General features: G+C 73.1%; 14 protein-coding genes. 4 read left to right on the top strand and 10 right to left on the bottom strand.

Annotation, left to right across the window (positions count from 1 at the left end; genetic code table 11):
* Positions 1-184 precede the first annotated feature (184 nt).
* Positions 185-1,684, top strand: coding sequence for a DUF1800 family protein (locus STTU_RS06390; protein WP_007820949.1), 1,500 nt, complete (start codon positions 185-187; stop codon positions 1,682-1,684).
* A 73-nt stretch (positions 1,685-1,757) separates the two neighbouring features.
* Entirely contained in the window at positions 1,758-3,008 is a 1,251-nt protein-coding gene (locus STTU_RS06385; RefSeq protein WP_007820948.1) for a DUF1501 domain-containing protein, read from the top strand.
* 36 nt (positions 3,009-3,044) lie between these two features.
* Here STTU_RS06385 and STTU_RS06380 read toward each other — a convergent pair whose 3' ends face one another.
* The 3 genes from STTU_RS06380 to STTU_RS06370 form a co-directional block, all read right to left on the bottom strand.
* On the bottom strand, positions 3,045-4,424 hold the full coding sequence (locus STTU_RS06380) for a sensor histidine kinase (RefSeq protein WP_043254356.1): 1,380 nt from the start codon (positions 4,422-4,424) through the stop codon (positions 3,045-3,047).
* Positions 4,421-5,128: a response regulator transcription factor gene (locus tag STTU_RS06375; protein WP_078518935.1), complete on the bottom strand. Its 708-nt coding sequence runs from the start codon at positions 5,126-5,128 to the stop codon at positions 4,421-4,423. The genes STTU_RS06380 and STTU_RS06375 overlap by 4 nt, the downstream gene beginning before the upstream one ends.
* 61 nt (positions 5,129-5,189) lie before the next feature.
* Positions 5,190-5,555, bottom strand: a complete 366-nt coding sequence (locus STTU_RS06370) for a YybH family protein (protein ID WP_007820945.1) — start codon at positions 5,553-5,555, stop codon at positions 5,190-5,192.
* A 101-nt stretch (positions 5,556-5,656) separates the two neighbouring features.
* Between STTU_RS06370 and STTU_RS06365 the strand changes: the two genes are divergently transcribed.
* A complete protein-coding gene (locus STTU_RS06365) occupies positions 5,657-6,598 on the top strand; it encodes a LysR substrate-binding domain-containing protein (RefSeq protein ID WP_043254354.1) in 942 nt (313 codons plus the stop codon).
* Here STTU_RS06365 and STTU_RS06360 read toward each other — a convergent pair.
* The 4 genes from STTU_RS06360 to STTU_RS06345 all read right to left on the bottom strand — a co-directional run bounded on the left by STTU_RS06360 (position 6,595) and on the right by STTU_RS06345 (position 13,688).
* Positions 6,595-8,511, bottom strand: coding sequence for a ricin-type beta-trefoil lectin domain protein (locus STTU_RS06360; protein WP_234019173.1), 1,917 nt, complete (start codon positions 8,509-8,511; stop codon positions 6,595-6,597). The two genes, STTU_RS06365 and STTU_RS06360, sit on opposite strands and share 4 nt — an antisense overlap.
* Positions 8,512-8,627: 116 nt before the next feature.
* Positions 8,628-10,805, bottom strand: a complete 2,178-nt coding sequence (locus tag STTU_RS06355; RefSeq protein ID WP_234019172.1) for an RICIN domain-containing protein — start codon at positions 10,803-10,805, stop codon at positions 8,628-8,630.
* A 294-nt stretch (positions 10,806-11,099) separates the two neighbouring features.
* Positions 11,100-12,125, bottom strand: coding sequence for a LacI family DNA-binding transcriptional regulator (locus STTU_RS06350; RefSeq protein WP_009069219.1), 1,026 nt, complete (start codon positions 12,123-12,125; stop codon positions 11,100-11,102).
* Positions 12,126-12,368: 243 nt separating this feature from the next.
* Positions 12,369-13,688 carry a lysine N(6)-hydroxylase/L-ornithine N(5)-oxygenase family protein gene (locus tag STTU_RS06345; RefSeq protein ID WP_007820938.1) on the bottom strand — a complete coding sequence of 440 codons (1,320 nt, stop codon included), beginning with the start codon at positions 13,686-13,688 and terminating at the stop codon, positions 12,369-12,371.
* 80 nt (positions 13,689-13,768) lie between these two features.
* Here STTU_RS06345 and STTU_RS06340 point away from each other — a divergent pair, with 80 nt between their 5' ends.
* Positions 13,769-14,722 carry a methionyl-tRNA formyltransferase gene (locus tag STTU_RS06340; RefSeq protein WP_043254349.1) on the top strand — a complete coding sequence of 318 codons (954 nt, stop codon included), beginning with the start codon at positions 13,769-13,771 and terminating at the stop codon, positions 14,720-14,722.
* Here the strand turns inward: STTU_RS06340 and STTU_RS06335 are convergent.
* From STTU_RS06335 to STTU_RS06325, 3 genes are read right to left on the bottom strand one after another with little or no spacing between them, the layout of a single operon-like run.
* The gene (locus STTU_RS06335) at positions 14,701-15,648 is read right to left on the bottom strand and encodes an ABC transporter ATP-binding protein (protein ID WP_007820936.1); all 948 of its coding nucleotides are present in this window, start codon (positions 15,646-15,648) and stop codon (positions 14,701-14,703) included. The genes STTU_RS06340 and STTU_RS06335 overlap by 22 nt on opposite strands.
* A gap of 4 nt (positions 15,649-15,652) precedes the next feature.
* Entirely contained in the window at positions 15,653-16,750 is a 1,098-nt protein-coding gene (locus STTU_RS06330) for a FecCD family ABC transporter permease (protein ID WP_007820931.1), read from the bottom strand.
* Between the two features lie 3 nt (positions 16,751-16,753).
* Positions 16,754-17,779, bottom strand: a complete 1,026-nt coding sequence (locus STTU_RS06325; protein WP_007820930.1) for a FecCD family ABC transporter permease — start codon at positions 17,777-17,779, stop codon at positions 16,754-16,756.
* Positions 17,780-17,913: the final 134 nt, after the last annotated feature.

The raw sequence follows: 17,913 nt of genomic DNA, 5'->3' as shown, positions 1-17,913 counted from the left end.
AGGGACGCTCCTCGGTGCGGGCGGGGCGGAGCCGACGCGGGTGGGTGGAGGCCAGTGCACCGTACGCGCGAGGGCGGACGGAAGCGGTCCGCCTCGGCCCCCCGCGCGCCCCGCGCCCGGATTCCCACCGTTTTCCCACCGTCCGCCGACCCGTCCGGAACACGGCCGGGGCACGCTCGTTCCCATGGCACCGACACTCGACTCCAGGGCGCACCTGACGCGGCTGCTGCAACGCGCGGGCTTCGACGCGCGCGGTGACGCGGTGGACGCCGCGGAGAAGGCGGGCTTCGACGCGACACTCGACCGGCTGCTCGGCGCCCAGGACGCCGACGACGACTCCGGGTCCGTACCCGCCCCGCACTTCGGGCCGCTGCCGCCGCGCACCAGCGAGGCGGCGCGGCGGAAGAAGGAGGGCACGGGCGCGAAGAAGCGCGAGAAGGAGAAGAAGTCCCCGCCCGCGGCCCCCGGTGACGCGACGTCCTCCGGCGCTCCGCCCTCCCCCCGCGGGACGGCAGGCGCTTCGCCCTCCCCCCACGGCACGGAAGGCACCGATCCGCGGCAGGACCCCGTGCGCAAGCACTACCGCGAGGTACTGCGCGCGCAGCGGAAGGAGCTGACGCTGTGGTGGCTGGAGCGGATGGTCGCCACCGCGCAGCCGTGGACCGAGAAGCGCACCCTCCTGTGGCACAACCACTGGGCGACCTCGATCCAGAAGGTCAAGTCCGGCGCGGCGATGCTCCAGCAGAACGAGACCCTGCGCCGGCTCGGCGGCGGCGACTTCCGCACGCTCGCCCGCGCCATGGTCGTGGATCCCGCCCTCATGGTGTGGCTCGACGCGGACGGCAGCACCGCGAAGGCGCCCAACGAGAACCTGGGCCGCGAGTTCATGGAGCTCTTCGTGCTCGGCGTCGGCAACTACAGCGAGACGGATGTCCGGCAGGCCGCGGCGGCGCTCACCGGCTGGACGCTGGACCGCCAGGCCAACCCCTGGAAACCGGTGTTCCGCGCCGCACGGCACGCGAAGGGGCCCGAGACGGTCGTCGGGCGGACCGCGGACTTCACCGCGCGGTCCCTCGTCGATCACCTCGTCGCGCTGCCCGCCTCGCACGCCCACGTCGCCGGCCGCATGTGGGGCGCACTGGTCAGCAACGAGAACAAGCCCTCCGCGAGCGCGCTCGCCCGGCTGGTCAAGGCGTACGGCACCGAGCGCGACACCACCGCCCTCTTCCGCGCGCTCTTCACCGACGCGGCGTTCGCCGATCCCGCCAACGTCCTCGTGAAGCAGCCCGTGGAGTACGTGGTGGGCAGCCTGCGGGCGCTGGGCGTCCGTCCCCGGGACCTGCCGGAGAAACAGCGCGCCGCACTGCTCCTCCACACCCTCACCGGGCTCGGCCAGGTGCCCTTCGCCCCGGACAGCGTCGGCGGCTGGCCCGCGGGGGCCGCCTGGCTGACGACCTCCGCCGCGCAGGCCAGGATCGGCTTCGCGCAGACGCTCGTCCGCCACGCCGACCTGGGCGAGATCGAGAAGACGGCCGCGAAGGACCGCGCCGAACTGCTCGCACGCACCCTCGGCGTGGGGGAGTGGGGTGCCGCGACGCGCGGTGTGCTCACCGCGGCGGCCCGCGACCCCATGCGGATCACCGCCCTCGCCCTGACCGCCCCCGAACACCTCGTCCTGCGCTGAGCGGACCGCGCGAGGACCGCCGCGCGCACCGTGGTGGGCGCCACCGGCGCCACCGCACCGAAAGGGATCTCCCGTGGACACCTGGACCCGACGCAAGTTCCTCGTCACGAGCGGCGTGACAGCCGGCGCGGCGCTCGCCGCCGGGGCGGGCGCCTGGGGCGTGGACGAACTCCTCGCCACCGGCTCCGGCACCCCGGACGGCGAGGCGTCGACACTCGTGCTCGTCACGCTCTACGGAGGCAACGACGGCCTCAACACCCTCGTCCCCGCCGCCGACCCGCACTACCAGGACCTGCGCGGCGACCTCGCCTACGCCGAGGACGAGGTGCTGCCGCTCGGCGAGGGCCTCGGACTCAACCCGGGCCTGAAGAACCTCAAGAAGCTCTGGGACGACAAGCATCTCGCCGTCGTGCGCGGTGTCTCCTATCCCAAGCCCGACCACAGCCACTTCCGTTCGATGGCCATCTGGCAGACCGCCTCACCGTCCGGCCCGGTCCCCTCCGGCTGGCTCGGCCGCTGGCTGGACCGCGCGGGGGACGGCGACCCGCTCAAGGGCGTCTCCGTCGGCGCGACGCTCCCCCCGCTCATGGCGGGCACGAAGACGGCGGGAGCCGCCGTGCGCCTCGGCGGCAAACCGCTGCCCGACGCGTGGCAGCGCGCGTGCGAGGAACTCTCGCACCAGGACGAGGACGCGCACCCCCTCCTGCGCAGGGCGGCCACCTCGCTCGGCGATCTCCGCCAGGTGTCCCGTTCCTTCGACGCGAAGAGCGACAGCACTTCCGGCGGGAAGGGCGAAAAAGACGAGGACGGCGCCACCGAGGGGAACGAGGGCGGCTCGGCCGGGGCCGAGAGCGCGCTCGGAGCGCAACTCGACGTCGTCGCCCGCGCGATCGAGGCGGGCGTCTCGACACGCGCGTACAGCGTGAGTCTCGGAGGTTTCGACACGCACGCCAACGAGAAGGGCACGCAGTCCCGGCTGCTCGCGGGGCTCGACCGCGATCTCGGCGGCTTCCTGACCCGCGTACGCCGCACCGCGGCGGGCCGCAAGGTCGTCGTCGCCGTCTACTCCGAGTTCGGCCGCCGCCCGAAGGCCAATGCCAACCAGGGCACCGACCACGGCACGGCAGGACCGCTCTTCGTCCTCGGCGAGCCCGTCCGGGGCGGCTTCCACGGCGAACAGCCCGCGCTCGACGACCTCACGGACGACGACCTGCGGACGACGACGGACTTCCGCGCCGTCTACGCGACGCTGCTGCGCGAGGTGCTCGGCACCGACCCGGGCGCGGTGCTCGACGGCTACGACAAGACGCTCGCCTTCCTGTGAGCACCCGCCACTGCGAGTACCCGCCCCCGTGCCCGTTCACCGGGCGGCGGGCAGCACCACGGTGACCAGGGCACCGCCGCCCGGTGCCGCCGTGCACCTCGCGGTGCCGTCGTGCGCCTCGGCGACGGCGGCCACGATGGCGAGACCGAGCCCCGTCCCCTCGCCGCGCCCCGTACCGGCGCGGTAGAAGCGCTCGAAGACCCGGGCCGCGGCGGCGGGCGGTACACCGGGGCCCTCGTCGCGGACGGCGAGCACGACAGTCCCGTCGTCCCGCCGGACGGTGACGTGCGCGGCCGTCCCTTCCGGGGTGTGCCGGCGGACATTGGCGAGCAGGTTGTCCACGACCCGGCGCAGTTGCTCGGCGTCCCCGTCCACGAGGGCGCCGTCCTCCGCGTCCACGGTGAGCGGACGCCCGGGGGCCACGACACGGCCCGCGGCGACGGCCTCGCGCACGGTACCGGCGAGGTCCAGCCTCGTGTGCGTCCGGGTGGGCACGGCGTCGAGCCGGGCGAGCAGCAGCAGGTCGTCCACGAGACGCTGCATCCGCAGCGCCTCCGTCGTGATGCCCCGCATCGCGCGCTCGCGGTGCGCGGGCTCGTCCAGCACGCCCTGGTGGTGCAGGTCCGCGTAGCCGAGCACGGCGGTCACCGGGGTCCGCAGCTCGTGCGAGGCGTCCGCGACGAACCGGCGCAGCCGCTCCTGCGTGGCCCGCTGACCGGCGAGCATCGCGTTCAGTGCCGCACCGAGCCGGCCCACCTCGGTGTCCTCGTCCGCCGGTGCGACGTCGCCTCCCGCTCGCCCGGCGGTGATGGCGTCCGCGTCCCCGGCCATGACCTCCAGAGGCCGCAGCCCGCGCCGCAGCACCCCCAGCCCGGCCCCGCCGAGCAGGACCAGCACCCCGCCCGTGGCCACCGCCTCCACCACGAGCAGCCGGCGCAGGGTCTCCCGCACGTCCGTGAGCGGTACGGCGGCGACGAGCACGCCGCGCCCCGCGACCCGCTGCGTCAGCACGCGGAACTCCGGCCCGTCGTCCCGCTCCGCGCGCACGGTGACCGGGTCCCGCGTCCCCGGGCGGGGCAGCGGATCGGGCAGCCGCGGCGCGTCACCGGCCGTGCGCAGTCCCGGCGCCAGCTCGCGCACCGAGCCGTCGGGCCTGCGCAGGCGCAGGAAGAACTCCGAGGCGCCGAGGAGCCGTACGTCATTGCCGAGCGCCTGCCCCCGGGGCGCCTCGGTGAGCTGCTGGGACACCCGCTGGCGCACCGCCCGCAGCGTGGTGTCCGTACGGTCCGTGAGGTAGCCGCGCAGCGCCCCGTAGACCACCGCGTCCAGGACGAGCAGCGCGAGCGCGGCAGAGGCGAGCAGGGCGAGGAGCAGCCGTCCGCGCAGTGAGCGGGGCCGCGGCAGGCGCGCCCTCACGGTTCCTCCGGCGCGCGCAGCGTGTAGCCGATGCCGCGCCGCGTCTCGATGAGCGAGGGTCCCGCGCCGTCGAGCTTGTGCCGCAGGTAGGAGATGTACGTCTTCACCACTCCCGGGTCGCCGCCCTCCTGCCCCCACACGTGCTCCAGCAGCTGCCCGTGCGTCAGGACCCGGCCCTGGTGGGCCAGCAGGTGGCGCAGCAGCCGGTACTCGGTGGGGGAGAGGTCGACGAGCCGTCCGTCCCTGCGCACCTCGTACGTGTCGGTGTCGAGTTCCAGGTCCGCGCAGCTCAGCACCCGCGCTGCGGCGGGAGCCTCGCGGCGGCGCAGCACGGCCCGCACGCGCGCGGCGACCTCGGCGAGCCGGAACGGCTTGGTGATGTAGTCGTCGGCGCCGAGGTCGAGCCCGGCGACGATGTCCTCGGGGCTCTCCCGGGCGGTCAGGAAGACCACCGGGACGCGCCCCCCGCCCTCCCGCAGGCGGCGGACCACGGCGAAGCCGTCCAGGTCCGGGAGCACGACGTCGAGCAGGACGAGGTGGAAGCCGCCCTCGCGCGCGGCCGTGAGTGCGGCCCGCCCGGTCGTCGCCTCGGCCACCTCGTAGCCCAGGAAGCGCAGCGAGGTGGCCAGCACGTCGAGGATGGCCGGTTCGTCGTCCACCACGAGGAGCCGGGTCCCCGCGGCCATGTCGTCCCGCACAGTCATGACGGCCATCCTGGCACCGCCCGGCGCGGTGCGGGACGGGCGGGCCCGGCCCCCGGGCCGCTCAGCCCGCCGGCCGCTGGAACTCCGGCTGGTCGATGACCCGCAGCCAGCTCCCGTCCGGCTGTCGCCGAACGACCTGTGCCCGCGCGCCCGCGCCGTCCTTCGGCGGCGTCGAGGTGAGGGCGAGGTCGCCGTGGACGAGCGTGGGCAGCGGCTCCTCGGGGGTGAAGCGCGGGGCGGCGGCGAGCATCTTGCCGATCAGCTCGCGGATCGCCGCGCGCCCCGCGGTGACGCTTCCCGGCGGGTACGCCATCACGGCGTCCTCCGCGTACAGCGCCGCGACCCCGTCCGCGTCGCCCGCGTTCGCGCGCTCCACGAAGAGCCGGGTCAGGTCCTCGGGCCGCAGTGCCTTCTCGTACTCCGTCATGCTCGGTGCCTCCAGATCGGGATCGTCCGCACCACGAGTCTCGGGCGTTCCCTGTGCAGAAGTCCAAGCAATGCTTCTGATCCGGCCTATCATCCATACTTATGGAGCTGCGTCACCTGCGGTACTTCCTCGCCGTCGCCGACGAGGGCGGATTCACGCGCGCCGCCGCGCGCCTGCACGTCAGCCAGCCCGGGATCAGCGCGCAGATAGCGCAACTGGAGCGGGAGTTGGGCGCCGTGCTCTTCGACCGCTCGGCCCGCGCGGTGCGGCTCACGGAGGCGGGGGAGGTGGTGCGGCGGCACGCGCGGCAGGTGCTCGCGGCGGAGCGCGGGCTGCGCGCGGCGGTCGACGAACTCAACGCCCTGGTACGGGGGAGTCTCGTCGTCGGCATGATCATGGCCTGCACCGTCGAGCCCTTCTTCGCCGCGCTCGCCGCCTTCCACCGCGCGCACCCCGGGGTCGCGCTGCGGCTCGTGGAGGACGACTCGGACCGTCTCGCCGCGCGCGTGCGCGAGGGCACGATCGACCTCGCGCTGATCGGCGCCGTGCGCCGGGCCCCCGCGGACCTGGCGGCGCGCGAGGTCGTGAACGAACCGCTCGCCGTCGCCGTACCGCCCGAACACCCGCTGGCAGCAGGTGATTCCGTGACGCTCGACGCGCTCCTCGCGCACCCCCTCCTGTGCCTGCCGCACGGCACGGGCATCCGCGCGAGCCTGGACGCGGCCTGCGCCGAACACGGCCTCGTGCCCGCCGTCGCGATGGAGGCGAACGCGCCGGGGGCCGTTCTGCACCTCGCCGCGCGCGGCCTCGGGGCCGCCGTGCTCTCCGCCTCGATGGTGGAGGGTGTGCCGGGCCTGCGCGCGCTGCGGCTGGACGGCACGGCGGTACGGGGCGTGCTCGCCCTCGTCACCCGGCACGCCCCCGCCGCCCCGGCCCTCGCCGCGCTCCTCGCGCACTGCGACGACGCCTTCGGCACCGGGCCGGGCACGGCAGGGGGCCCGCCGCGCGCGCGACGGGCCCCCGGAGCGCACGCGTCCGCCTAGCCGTTCAGCGTCCACTTCTGGTTGGACGCGCCCGTGCACGTCCAGATCTGCGCCCGCGCGCCGTTCGCGGTCGAACGGTCGGTCACATCGAGGCACTTGTTCGCCGCCGTGTTCACGACGTCGTGGCTCGTCGCGTCGTACGTCCACCGCTGGGCGCCGGTCCCGTTGCAGTCGTAGAGCTGGAGCTTCGCGCCGTCCGCCGTCGAACCGCCCGTCACGTCCAGGCACTTGCCGTTGGTCCGGAGCGTGCCGTCGGTGCCGAGGGTCCAGCGCTGGTTGGCGGCTCCCGTGCACGACCAGGTCTGCACGGCCGCGCCGTTCGCGGTCCCCGAGGCGTCGAGGCACTTGCCGCCGAGCCCGGTGAGCGTCCCGGCGCGCTCGGTGCCGCCCCCGCCGCCGCTCTGCGTCCCGTTCCACGTGAAGGTCGCGGACGTCTTGCCGGGGAGCTGGTAAGTGAAGTGCTGGCCGCCCCAGTTGACGGTGAAGGTGCGCGCCGAGGAGGACTCGTTGTAGGCGAGGAGCGCCTTCGAGCCGTCCGTGTTGCGCCATGCGACGTTCGGCACCTCGCCGCTCGCCGTGGACGCGACACGGCTCGCGCCCGGCCGCACGAACTTCGTGAGGTGCCCCATCGTGTAGTACTCGATGGTGTAGTCGACCTGCCCGCTGCGGCTGTCCCCGTCGTGCACGGTGATCAGCCCGTCGCAGGTGCCGCAACCGCCGTTGTGCGGGCCCCTGTTCTGGTCGACGGCGAGGGACCACTTCGTCACCGACTTCGCCCAGTTGCGGGTGTAGTCGATGATGTTGCGCATGTCCTCGGTCTGCTGGTTGGCGATCCAGGTGCCGCCCGAGTGCTCGGTCTGGAAGGCGTCGAGCTGCGGGTACTTGTCGTGGATCTGCGACTGCTTGCTGACGTCGCCGCCGTAGCCGTGCCACGCGATGCCGCCGAAGTTCGGGTGGCTGCGCACGGCCGCGTCGTCCACGGTGGGCGCCGCGTAGGCGTCGTACGTGTCCCAGTTCCAGTCGTGCGCGAGGACCTTGGTCCTCAGTCCGGCCGAGGCCAGCTTGGGCAGCAGCTCGCTCTTCGTGAAGTACGCGAGTCCGGCGCCGTTCCAGCTCATCGAGGGGTAACTGTCGCAGCACGTCGGCTCGTTCTGCGCGGTCACGTAGTCGATGGGTACTCCCGCGGCCTGGTACGCCTGGATGTACTTCACGAAGTAGTTCGCGTACGTGCCGTAGTTCTCGGCCTTGAGCCAGCCGCCGTTGAGCTGCCCGTTGTCCTTCATCCAGGCGGGCGCCGTCCACGGTGAGGCGACGGTGGTGAGCTGCGGGTTGAGGCGTTTGGCCTGCTGCGTGAGCGGCAGAACCCCCGCCTGGTCGTGGGCGATCGAGAACTTCGCGAGCGAGGGATCGCTCTGCCCGGCGGGCACGTCGTCGTACGTGTAGCCGAAGCGCGCGAGGTCGGAGCCGCCCATCGGGTTGCGCAGGAACGAGAGCCCGATGCCGTCCGTCGGCGAGAAGAGCTTCGTCATCGTCTGGTCGAGTGTGGACTGCGAGAGCGCGCCGCTCTCCTTCATGAGGTAGGCGGCGGTGTCGGTGAAGGAGGCGCCGCCGCCCGTGAAGGTCTGGTAGCGCGTGTTCTCGTCCACGGAGACGGTCGTGCCGCTGTTCGCCGTGCCGGACTGGAAGGCGAACGGGGCCTGTTGCTGGAGTCCGCGCGTGACGTGCCGGCCGCCGGAGTCGTCGGTCGTCGTGAGGTACGCGGTGACCTGTTCCCCGGCCGCGTGCACGGGGGCGGTGCCCGCCGCGCCGAGCCCGGCGGCGGCGAGCGCGCCGGTGAGCAGGAGGCGGACGAGGCGGCGCGGGGGAGTGGCGGGGGTGCCGGGGCCGGACCGGCGCCGGGGTCTGAAAGACATACGGGTGCCCTTCGTGGTGGGGGTGGGGTGGGAGTGGGGGGTGCGGGGAGGAGGGGGCGGGGCGGCCTCGTCGTGTGCGCGGGGGCCGCCCCGCTCCGGTAGCAACCGGGCTGTTTCTACGGGTAGTTGGTCAGGTAGGCGACGTTGCTGCTCGGCGTCACCTTGGCGCCCGCGTTGTTGATGATGTGGTTGATGGTTCCCTTGCCGCCGAGGACGGTGGTCACCATGTCGTGGAAGCGGACCCCGCTCGTCTGCGGCACCTCGAAGGAGCGCTCCTCGACGACCGACGGGTTCACCTGGGCGAAGGCGTAGCTGCCCAGGCCCCACGCCTCGTGACTCGTCACGCCGTTGGCCACCTTGTAGGCGGGGTAGCCCTGCGTCGAGCCGTTCATCCAGGAGCCCTGGTCCGGCGGGTCGTAGGGCAGCTCGTTCTGGAAGAAGTACGTGCGTCCGCCGTTGCCGTTCCAGATGACCTGCGTCTTCTTGTAGTGCTCGACGAACAGCCCGTACGCGGTGACGTTCTGCCCGTTGACGACGAGTCCCGTGTCGGCGGTGTTGGTGTTCCAGCCGACCGTGCCGCCGTTGCCGTGGTCGGCGCGCCAGGCCCACGTGTGGTCGATGACCGTGTGGTCGCTGTTGACCACGAGGGAGGTCGTCGCCTTGCCGAGCGTCGCGCCGCCGATCCGCAGGAACACGTCGTTGAGGACCGTCGGGTTCGCGGCGTGGCTCGCCGAGGCGCCGCTCGGGCCGACCTCCATGAGCGTCTGCGAGGTGGTGGTGCCCGCGTCGATGAGGAGCCCGGCGACGCGGATGCCGTCCACGTCGGCCGTGGTGAGCGCGGTGATCCCGTTGTCAGGGACGAGCGTCGCGAGACCCATGCCGAGGACGACCTGATCGGGCCGTGTCACCTTGAGCGTCTGATTGAGGTGGTAGACGCCGGGCGTGACGAGCAGGTTCTTGCCCGAGGCGAGCGCCGCGTTCATGTCGGCGGCGGAGGCACCCGGCTTGGCCACGTAGAAGTCGTCGAGGGACAGATCCCTGCCGGTCTGCGTCTTGCCGTTCCAGGTGGTCGCCGCCGCGTTCGTCTGGAGGCCCGGCACGTAGACCTTCCAGGCGCCCGCGCCGTCGACGTGGAGGAAGGGCTTCTCGGCGTTGACCGGGGCCGCGCCGACCGTCGTGTACGTGGGGAAGTTCTGCGCGGGCGCGCCCTGGTCGCCGACGAAGACCATGTTCCAGTTCGACCCGGACCACGAGCCCATCGAGCTGTTCTTGGTGAGGAACTGCTGCTGCGAGCCGGACTGGATCTGGCCGTCGATCTTGCTGTCCGAGATGAACCCGCCGCTCGACCAGCCGCCGTCGTCCAGCTTGAGGTTCCCGCGCACGTGCATCCGCCGGTACGGGGCGGCCTGCGAGACCGCCCAGCGGTCGGAGCCGCCCGTGGGGTTGACCGACATGTTGTCGGCCTCGCGCCAGAAGTTCTGCGTCGCGTTGCCCTGGAACCAGTCGGCCTCGGCGTGCACGGCCCCGTTGATCGTCACGTCGTCGGGGCTCATGCCGAGCCCGGCGGCCTGCGTGTAGAAGCCGACGTTGACGTCCGCGCTGTACGTGCCCGGCTTGAAGAGGACCGCGTACCGCTGGCCGCCGAACTGGTTGCTCTGCTGCTGGCTGAAGATCGAGTTGAGGCGGGACTGGATCGTCGCGGCGGACATCGACGGGTCGAAGACGACCACGTTCGGGCCGAGATCGGGGTCCTTGTCGTTCGGCGGCGTCGTCGTGCCGCCCGCGTAGTCCCACTTCTGGTTCGGCGTCCCGGCGCAGTCCCAGACCTGGAGCGCGGCGCCGTTCGCGTTGTTGTTGTCCTTGATGTCGAGGCACTTCCCGGCGGCCTGGTTCACGAACTGCCCGCCCGTGTACTGCCACTTCTGCGAGGCGAGGGAGTCGTAGCAGGTCCACAGGTGGGTGGCGGTGCCGTTGGCGGTGCCGCCGTTCACGAGATCGAGACACTTGCCCCGGGCCGTGAGCGCGCCGTTGTCGCTCAGCGTCCAGGTCTGGTTGGGGCCCTGGGAACAGGTCCACATCTGGGCCGGGGTGCCGTCGGCGGTCGAACCGTCCTTCACGTCGAGGCACTTGCCGTTGCCCTGGTTGACGATCGGCCCCGGCGTCGCCGCGCTCGCGGCGGTGCCGTCCACGGCGACGAGGGTCCCGGCCCCGAGCAGCACGACGGACGCGGCCGTCGCGAGCGCCCGGGGGCGCCGTCTCGGGCGAGTACGGGGGCGGGTACGGGCAGGAGGCATGCGGGTGTCCTTCCTGGGGCGGTGGGGGTGGGGAAGGAGAACCGGCCGGAGCACCGGCCGTGAAACAATTACATGAGTGGTGCGCACCGCTGCGTACAACCGGTGAAGTTAGAGGGACGCCGGGGGAGCGTCAAGAGTAATGACGTGTACGCGCAAGAGAATTGACGGCATCGCAGGTCAATCCGGCTGACAGGTCCCCGGGGCGGGCCGTCCGGCGCGTGTCCGCCCCGTTCAGGCGTGCAAGGGATGGAGCCGGGCGGAGCGGTGGCGGTCCGCCCGGCTCCGTTTCTTGTTTCAAACGCGACATGCCGGGGGCGGCGCCGTCGAGTCCCGTACCACCAGGGGCGTCGCGAGTTCGACGTGCAGCGTGTCGACCGCGTGGCCCGCGACGAGGCGGACGAGGAGCGAGACGGCCATGCGGCCCATCTCCTCCAGCGGCTGGCGGACCGTGGTGAGCGCGGGCGTGATGCTCTGGCCCAGCTCGCTGTCGTCGAAGCCCGTGACCGAGAGGTCCCCGGGCACCGTGAGCCCCGCCTCGCGCGCCGCGCGGATCGCCCCCGCCGCCGTCTTGTCGTTGAACGCGACGAGCGCGGTCGGGCGGGGGGTACGGGACAGGAGCAGCCGGGCGGCCGTGTGGCCCTCGTGCGTCGTGGGCTCGGTGATCCCGGCCATGAGCGCGGGATCGGGGAGGAGGCCCGTCTCGCCGAGCGCGGCGGTGTGGCCGACGAGGCGGTTGCGGCTCGCGAGCCAGTCGCCCGGTCCGCCGATGAAGCCGATCCTGCGGTGGCCGAGACCGAGCAGGTGCCGCGTCACGCGCCGCGCCCCGGCCGCGTGCGCGGCCGAGACGGAGGCGACCGTCTCGGGCAGCTCGGCGCGCGGGTCCACCACGACGAGCGGGTAGCGGCGCGCGTGCAGCGCCTCCAGGTCGTGCGTCGAGCCCGGCGGCAGGACGAGCACGGCACCCGCGATCCCGTGCTGCTCGGGCAGCGCGAGCAGCGCCGAGGTGTCGTCCTGCGCGCTCTCGCCCGCGAGGACGAGCGCACGGCGGCCGTGCAGCGCCAGGGTCTCGACGACGGACGTGACGATCGTGCCGAAGTAGTCGGTCAGCGCGTACGGGCAGTACACGAGCACGGGAGGCGCGCCGCCCCGCGTGCGCGCGAAGCCGCTCCCGAGCCGCTGCGCCGCCTCGCGCACCGCCCGCTGCGTCCCCTCCGAGACCCGCGTGCTCCCGTTGACCACGCGCGAGACCGTCGCGATCGACACGCCCGCCTCGTCCGCGATGGCCCGGAACGTCACGCGCCCACCCGGCCGCCTGCCCATGCGCCTCCCCCGTTCGTCCGCCCTACCTTCCGCCAGGGGGAGGCGCGGAGACAAGGCGGGACCGCCCGGGACCTCGTCGGCGGCCCGGGTATCCCCCCGACGCCGCTCGGACTTCGTCCGCGCCGCCGAGCACGGCGAGCACCACGGGTCCCGGCGGGAGGCACGTGTCCGTTCGCCCGTCACCGCCTCCCCGAGACGGTGAGGGCTGCCACGCCGGGGCCCGGCGTGGCAGCCTCCCGCGTCTCAGACCGCCGCCGTCACCTTCCGCCCGTCGAGGAGCGAGCGGTGGATCTCCTCCGCCCGGACCGCCACGGTGGAAAGGAGCGTGCTCGTGAGGCCGTGGGTGTGCTCCGTGCCGCCCTGGAGGTAGATGCCGGCCGTGACCTCGGGGACGGTCTCCACGCGGTGGTCGCGGTCCACGCGCAGCGCGTCGCCGTCGTCGCGCAGGCACAGCTTCGCCGCGTCGCCGAGGAGCGCGCCGAGGTCGCGCGGGCGGTAGCCGGTGGCGAGGACGAGGATGTCGGCCGCCAGCACCTCGCGCTCCCCCGTGGGCAGGAACTCCACCGTGACGTCGAGCGGAGCGCCCGGGGAGACCTCCCTGATCCGCGAGACGTTGAGGAAGCGCAGCCGTTCGCGCCCGGCGACCTTCTCGCGGTACGCGGTCGCGTAGAGCGACTCGATGAGGTCCATGTCGACGACCGAGTAGTTGGTCGAGCGGTGGTAGTCGAGCAGGGACTGCTTCACCTCCGAGGGCGCCGAGAAGTAGACGTCCACCGCGTCGGGGTCGAAGACGCGGTTGGCGAAGGGGCTGTCGTCGGCGGGCGTGTACCCGTACTTGGCGAACACCGAGCAGACCTCGGCGTCCGGGAACGTCCGGTGCAGGTAGTCCACCGACTCGGCGGCGCTCTGCCCCGCGCCGAGCACGACCGCGCGCCGCACCGGGGCGCCGGAGCGCGCCAGTTCCTCCGCGCGCGGGATCAACGCGCTGTTGTGCCAGACGCGTTCGCCCAGGCTCAGCCCCGGCGGCACGTGCGCCTCCAGGCCCAGCGCGACGCTGATGTTGCGCGCCCGGTGCGTCGTGCGCGCGCCCCCGGCGTCCCGGCTCGTGACGTCGAAGCACCGCACCTCGCCGTCGTCGGCGCGCACCGGGTCCACGGCCACGACCTCGCTGCCGTACGCGACCTGGTGCGCGACCCGCGCCGCCGCCCACTCGAAGTACTCGTGGAACTCCGCCCGCAGCGGGAACAGCGTCTTCTGGTTCAGGAAGTCGATCAGGCGCCCCCGCTCGCGCAGGAAGCACAGGAAGCTGTAGTCGCTGGTGGGATTGCGCAGCGTGACGAGGTCCTTGAGGAAGGACACCTGCATCGTCGCGTCGTCGATCAGCATCCCCCGGTGCCAGCCGAAGCGCGGCTGGCGTTCCAGGAACAGCGCGTCGAGGCGGCGGTCCGCCGCGAGGTGCGCGTTGTGTTCCTCAACGGCTATGGACAGAGCGAGATTCGACGGGCCGAAACCGATCCCGACAAGGTCGTGGACGGGCTCGGAACCCGTAACCGGTGCATTCACCTTTGCATCGCCTCCTCAGGCAACGCCATGTTAGATAAGGTAAGGCTTACCTAGCAATGCGGTCGTGGAGGGATGCACATATGCGGGTCGTCATGCTCGGCTACCAGACCTGGGGTCATCGCACGCTGCGGGCGCTGCTCGACTCCGGGCACGAGGTGGCGCTCGTCGTCACGCACCCGAGGAGTGAGCACGCCTACGAGAAGATCTGGGACGACAACGTCGCCGAACTCGCCGAGAAGAACGGGGTGCCGGTCCTGCTGCGCAACCGGCCCGACGACGACGAACTCCTCGACGCCGTACGGGAGGCGCGCCCGGACATCATCGTCGCCAACAACTGGCGCACGTGGCTGCCGCCCGAGCTGTTCGACCTGCCCCCGCACGGCACGCTCAACATCCACGACTCGCTGCTCCCGGCCTACGCGGGCTTCTCGCCGATCATCTGGGCGCTCATCAACGGCGAGGAGCGCGTCGGCGTCACGGCGCACCGCATGAACGCCGAACTCGACGCGGGCGACGTCCTCGTGCAGCGCTCGGTGCCCGTGGGTCCCGCCGACACGGCGACGGACCTCTTCCACCGCACGGTCGACCTCATCGAGCCCCTCGTGCGCGAATCGCTCGACCTCATCGCCTCGGGGCGCGACGCGGGCCAGTGGGTGCCGCAGGACCGCGCCCGCGCGAGCTTCTTCCACAAGCGCGCGGACGAGGACAGCCGCATCGACTTCCACTGGCCCGCCGAGCGCCTGGAGCGCCTGGTACGGGCCCAGTCGGACCCGTACCCGAACGCCTACGCCTTCCACCGGGGCAAGCGCCTGCGCATCGTCTCGGCGGGCGTCTCCGAGGGCCGCTACGGGGGCACTCCGGGCCGGATCTTCATCCGCGAGGGTGACGGCGTGGTGGTCGTCGCGGGGCCCGAGGCGCACACGGGGCACCACCCCGGGCTGCTCGTGCGGCGGGTGCGGACGGAGGACGGCACCGAGTACGCGGCGCGGGACTACTTCCGCACGATGGGCGGCTACTTGACGTCGCGGCCCTGAGGGGCGGCGGTCCCGGCACCGACCGGGACCGCGGCAGCCTCCGGGGCGGGAATCCCGGTACGGGGCGGGGCCGCGTCGTCGGCGCCCCGCCCCGTACCCGCGTCCCCGCGCCCGCCGTCCCCGTGGTGCCTGCTCAGCGGGATGACCAGCGGGGTGCGGCTCACCGGGTCCGTCGTGATGCGGCAGCGCAGCCCGAAGACGTCCTCGACGATCGCCTCCGTGACGACCTCGGCGGGCGCGCCCTGCGCGACGATCCGGCCGGCCTTCATCGCGATGACGTGATCGGCGTACCTGCACGCCTGGTCGAGGTCGTGCAGGACCATCACGATCGTGCGGCCCTCACGCCGGTTGAGGTCCGTGACGAGGTCGAGGACGTCGACCTGGTGGGCGAGGTCGAGGTACGTCGTGGGCTCGTCCAGGAGCAGCACGGGGGTGCCCTGCGCGACCGCCATCGCGATCCACGCGCGCTGGCGCTGGCCCCCCGACAGCTCGTCCACGGCGCGGTCGGCCAGCTCCGTGAGCCCGGTCGCGGCGAGCGCCGCGTCGACCGCCTCCTCGTCCGCCTTCGACCACTGCCGCCACCACGTCTGGTGCGGGGCCCGGCCCCGGCCCACGAGGTCCCCGACCGTCAGGCCCTCGGGCGCCACGGGGGACTGCGGCAGGATGCCGAGCTTGCGGGCGAGTTCCCGCGTGGGCACCGAGTGCAGTGCCGCGCCGTCGAGTTCGACGACGCCCTCGCGGGGGGCGAGGAGACGGGCGAGGGCGCGCAGGAGCGTGGACTTGCCGCAGGCGTTGGCGCCCACGATGGCCGTCACCCTGCCGGTCGGCACGGTGAGGTCGAGGTCGGCGACGACCGGGCGGCCGTCGTAGGCGAGGTGCAGGCCCCGGGCGCGCAGCTCGGGTCCCTTCGGCTCGGTGAGCGACATGGGTTCAGCCTCCAGAGCCCGCGCGGTTGACGCGGATGAGCAGCCACAGCAGGACGGGGGCGCCGAGGGCGCCGGTGACGACCCCGACCGGCAGCTCCGTCCCCGGGATCGCCTCGCGCGCGAGGAGATCGGCGCCGAGGACGACGAACGCGCCGGTGAGACCGGAGACGAGCGGGGGCGGTGCCGAGGTGCCGGCGAGCCGCAGGGCGATCTGCGGGCAGGCGAGCGCCACGAAGGCGACCGGGCCCGCCGCCGCCGTGCCGAAGGCGACGAGACCGACCCCGGTGAGGAGCAGCGCGAGGCGCACCGGCTGCACGGGCGTGCCGAGCCCGGCGGCGACGTCGTCGCCGAGCTGGAGCGTGCGCATCCAGCGGCCGAGGCCGAGGGAGAGCGGCAGGAGTACGGCGAGGGCGATCGCGAGCGTGTCGACCTGGCCCCACGTACGGCCGTTGAGGTTGCCGACGAGCCAGCCGAGCGCGGCCTGCGCCTCGAAGCGGTTGCCGCGCGCGACGAGGAAGTCCGTCGCGCTCGTGCAGATCCACGAGACGCCGATGCCGACGAGGATGATGCGGTAGCCGGTCGCTCCGCCCTTCCACGCCAGCGCGTAGACGAGGAGCGCGGTCGCGAGCGCGCCGAGCAGGCCGAGCGTGGAGAGCCCGAGGCCGCCGGTCCAGCCGAGGACGACGGCGGCGACCACGGCGGTGCCCGCGCCCTCGGTGAGCCCGATCATGTCGGGGCTCGCGAGGGGGTTGCGGGTCATCGTCTGGAACACGGCGCCCGAGACGCCGAAGGCGAGCCCGACGAGGAGCCCGGTGAGCGCGCGCGGCAGGCGCAACTCCCGCACGATGCTGAGCGTTCCCTCGTCGCCCGCGCCGAACAGGGCCTTGACGACCCCGGTGAGGCTCACGGGGTAGTCGCCGAGCGCGAGCCCCCAGCAGAAGAGCGCGAACGTGCCGACGGCGAGCGCGATCCCGGTGAGCAGCAGGCGCGGGCGCAGGACGCCGGAGACCGGGGGAGTGCGCAGCCGGAAGGGACGGTCGCGCAGGACGGGGCGCTTCGCGGGGGCGGTCCCGGGCGCTGCGTACGAGGACGGGGCGGACACGGGCTATACCTCCGCGAGCTTCCGGCGGCGGACCAGGGCGATGAAGAACGGCCCGCCGATGAAGGCGACGAGGACCCCGGCCTGTATCTCCGAGGGCCGGTCCACCATCCGCCCCACGATGTCGGCGGACAGGAGCAGTACGGGGGCGAGCACCGCCGACAGCGGGAGCAGCCAGCGGTGGTCGGGCCCGATCCCGGCCCACTGCGCGAGGACCCGGGCGAGGTGGGGGACGACGAGGCCGAGGAAGACCACCGGGCCGATGACGGCGACCGAGGCCCCGGTGAGCAGCACGATCGCGGTCACGCCCTGGAGCCGTACGAGACCGAGCCGCCTGCCGAGCGAGGCCGCCACGTCGTCGCCGAGCGCGAGGCTGTTGAGCGCGGGCGCGCAGGCGAGGGCGAGCAGGGCGCCGACGGCGAGGAACGGCAGGATGCGCGTCAGGTCGCCCGCGTCGCGGTCGGCGAGGGTGCCCGCCGACCAGAAGCGGTAGCGGTCCAGGGCGTCCTCGTCGGTGAGGACGACGGCGCTCGTGAGCGAGGAGAGCAGCGAGGTGACGGCGACCCCGGCAAGGGCCAGCTTGACCGGGGTCGCCCCCGATCGTCCCAGGCGCCCGAGGAGGAAGACCACGACACTGGCGACGAGGGCGCCCCCGAAGGCGAACCACACGTAGCCGTAGAGCGAGGCGACCCCGAAGACGGCGACCGAGACGACGATGGCGAACGACGCGCCCGCGCTCACCCCGAGGATGCCGGGGTCGGCGAGTGGATTGCGGGTCAGGGCCTGCATGAGCGCGCCCGCCATGCCGAGCGCCGCGCCCGTCGTGAGGCCGAGCAGGGTGCGGGGCACGCGCACGGACCAGATCACGTTGTCCGTGAGCCGGTCCGGGGGGTGCCCGAAGAGGGTGCGCACGACGTCGTCGACCGGGATGCTCAGCGCCCCGAGTGCCACCGAGAGCAGGGACAGGACCAGGAGCAGGGCGACGAGGAGTGCCACCAGGGCCGTCGTGCGAAGTCTTCCGCCTGAGGTCACGTGCCGGTCTCCATGCCGTAGTTCCCCTTGTCCGAGGGCAGGTTAGGCAAGCGTAACCTCAGCCGCCTGATGCGCGCCGCCCCTGATGCCCTATCGGGTTAGGCAACCCTTACCTTACTATGCGGGTGATCGCG

This window comes from Streptomyces sp. Tu6071, from assembly GCF_000213055.1.
GTDB lineage: Bacteria > Actinomycetota > Actinomycetes > Streptomycetales > Streptomycetaceae > Streptomyces > Streptomyces evansiae.
Note: the sequence above shows the minus strand (reverse complement) of the source record. Positions and strands in the feature narration are given on the sequence as shown.

Coding starts and splice junctions, on each gene's coding strand:
- STTU_RS06350 (WP_009069219.1), bottom strand. CDS start 12,125: ATGGGCAGGCGGCCGGGTGGGCGCGTGACGTTCCGGGCCATCGCGGAC.
- STTU_RS06390 (WP_007820949.1), top strand. CDS start 185: ATGGCACCGACACTCGACTCCAGGGCGCACCTGACGCGGCTGCTGCAA.
- STTU_RS06370 (WP_007820945.1), bottom strand. CDS start 5,555: ATGACGGAGTACGAGAAGGCACTGCGGCCCGAGGACCTGACCCGGCTC.
- STTU_RS06340 (WP_043254349.1), top strand. CDS start 13,769: ATGCGGGTCGTCATGCTCGGCTACCAGACCTGGGGTCATCGCACGCTG.
- STTU_RS06335 (WP_007820936.1), bottom strand. CDS start 15,648: ATGTCGCTCACCGAGCCGAAGGGACCCGAGCTGCGCGCCCGGGGCCTG.
- STTU_RS06365 (WP_043254354.1), top strand. CDS start 5,657: ATGGAGCTGCGTCACCTGCGGTACTTCCTCGCCGTCGCCGACGAGGGC.
- STTU_RS06355 (WP_234019172.1), bottom strand. CDS start 10,805: ATGCCTCCTGCCCGTACCCGCCCCCGTACTCGCCCGAGACGGCGCCCC.
- STTU_RS06360 (WP_234019173.1), bottom strand. CDS start 8,511: ATGTCTTTCAGACCCCGGCGCCGGTCCGGCCCCGGCACCCCCGCCACT.
- STTU_RS06375 (WP_078518935.1), bottom strand. CDS start 5,128: ATGACTGTGCGGGACGACATGGCCGCGGGGACCCGGCTCCTCGTGGTG.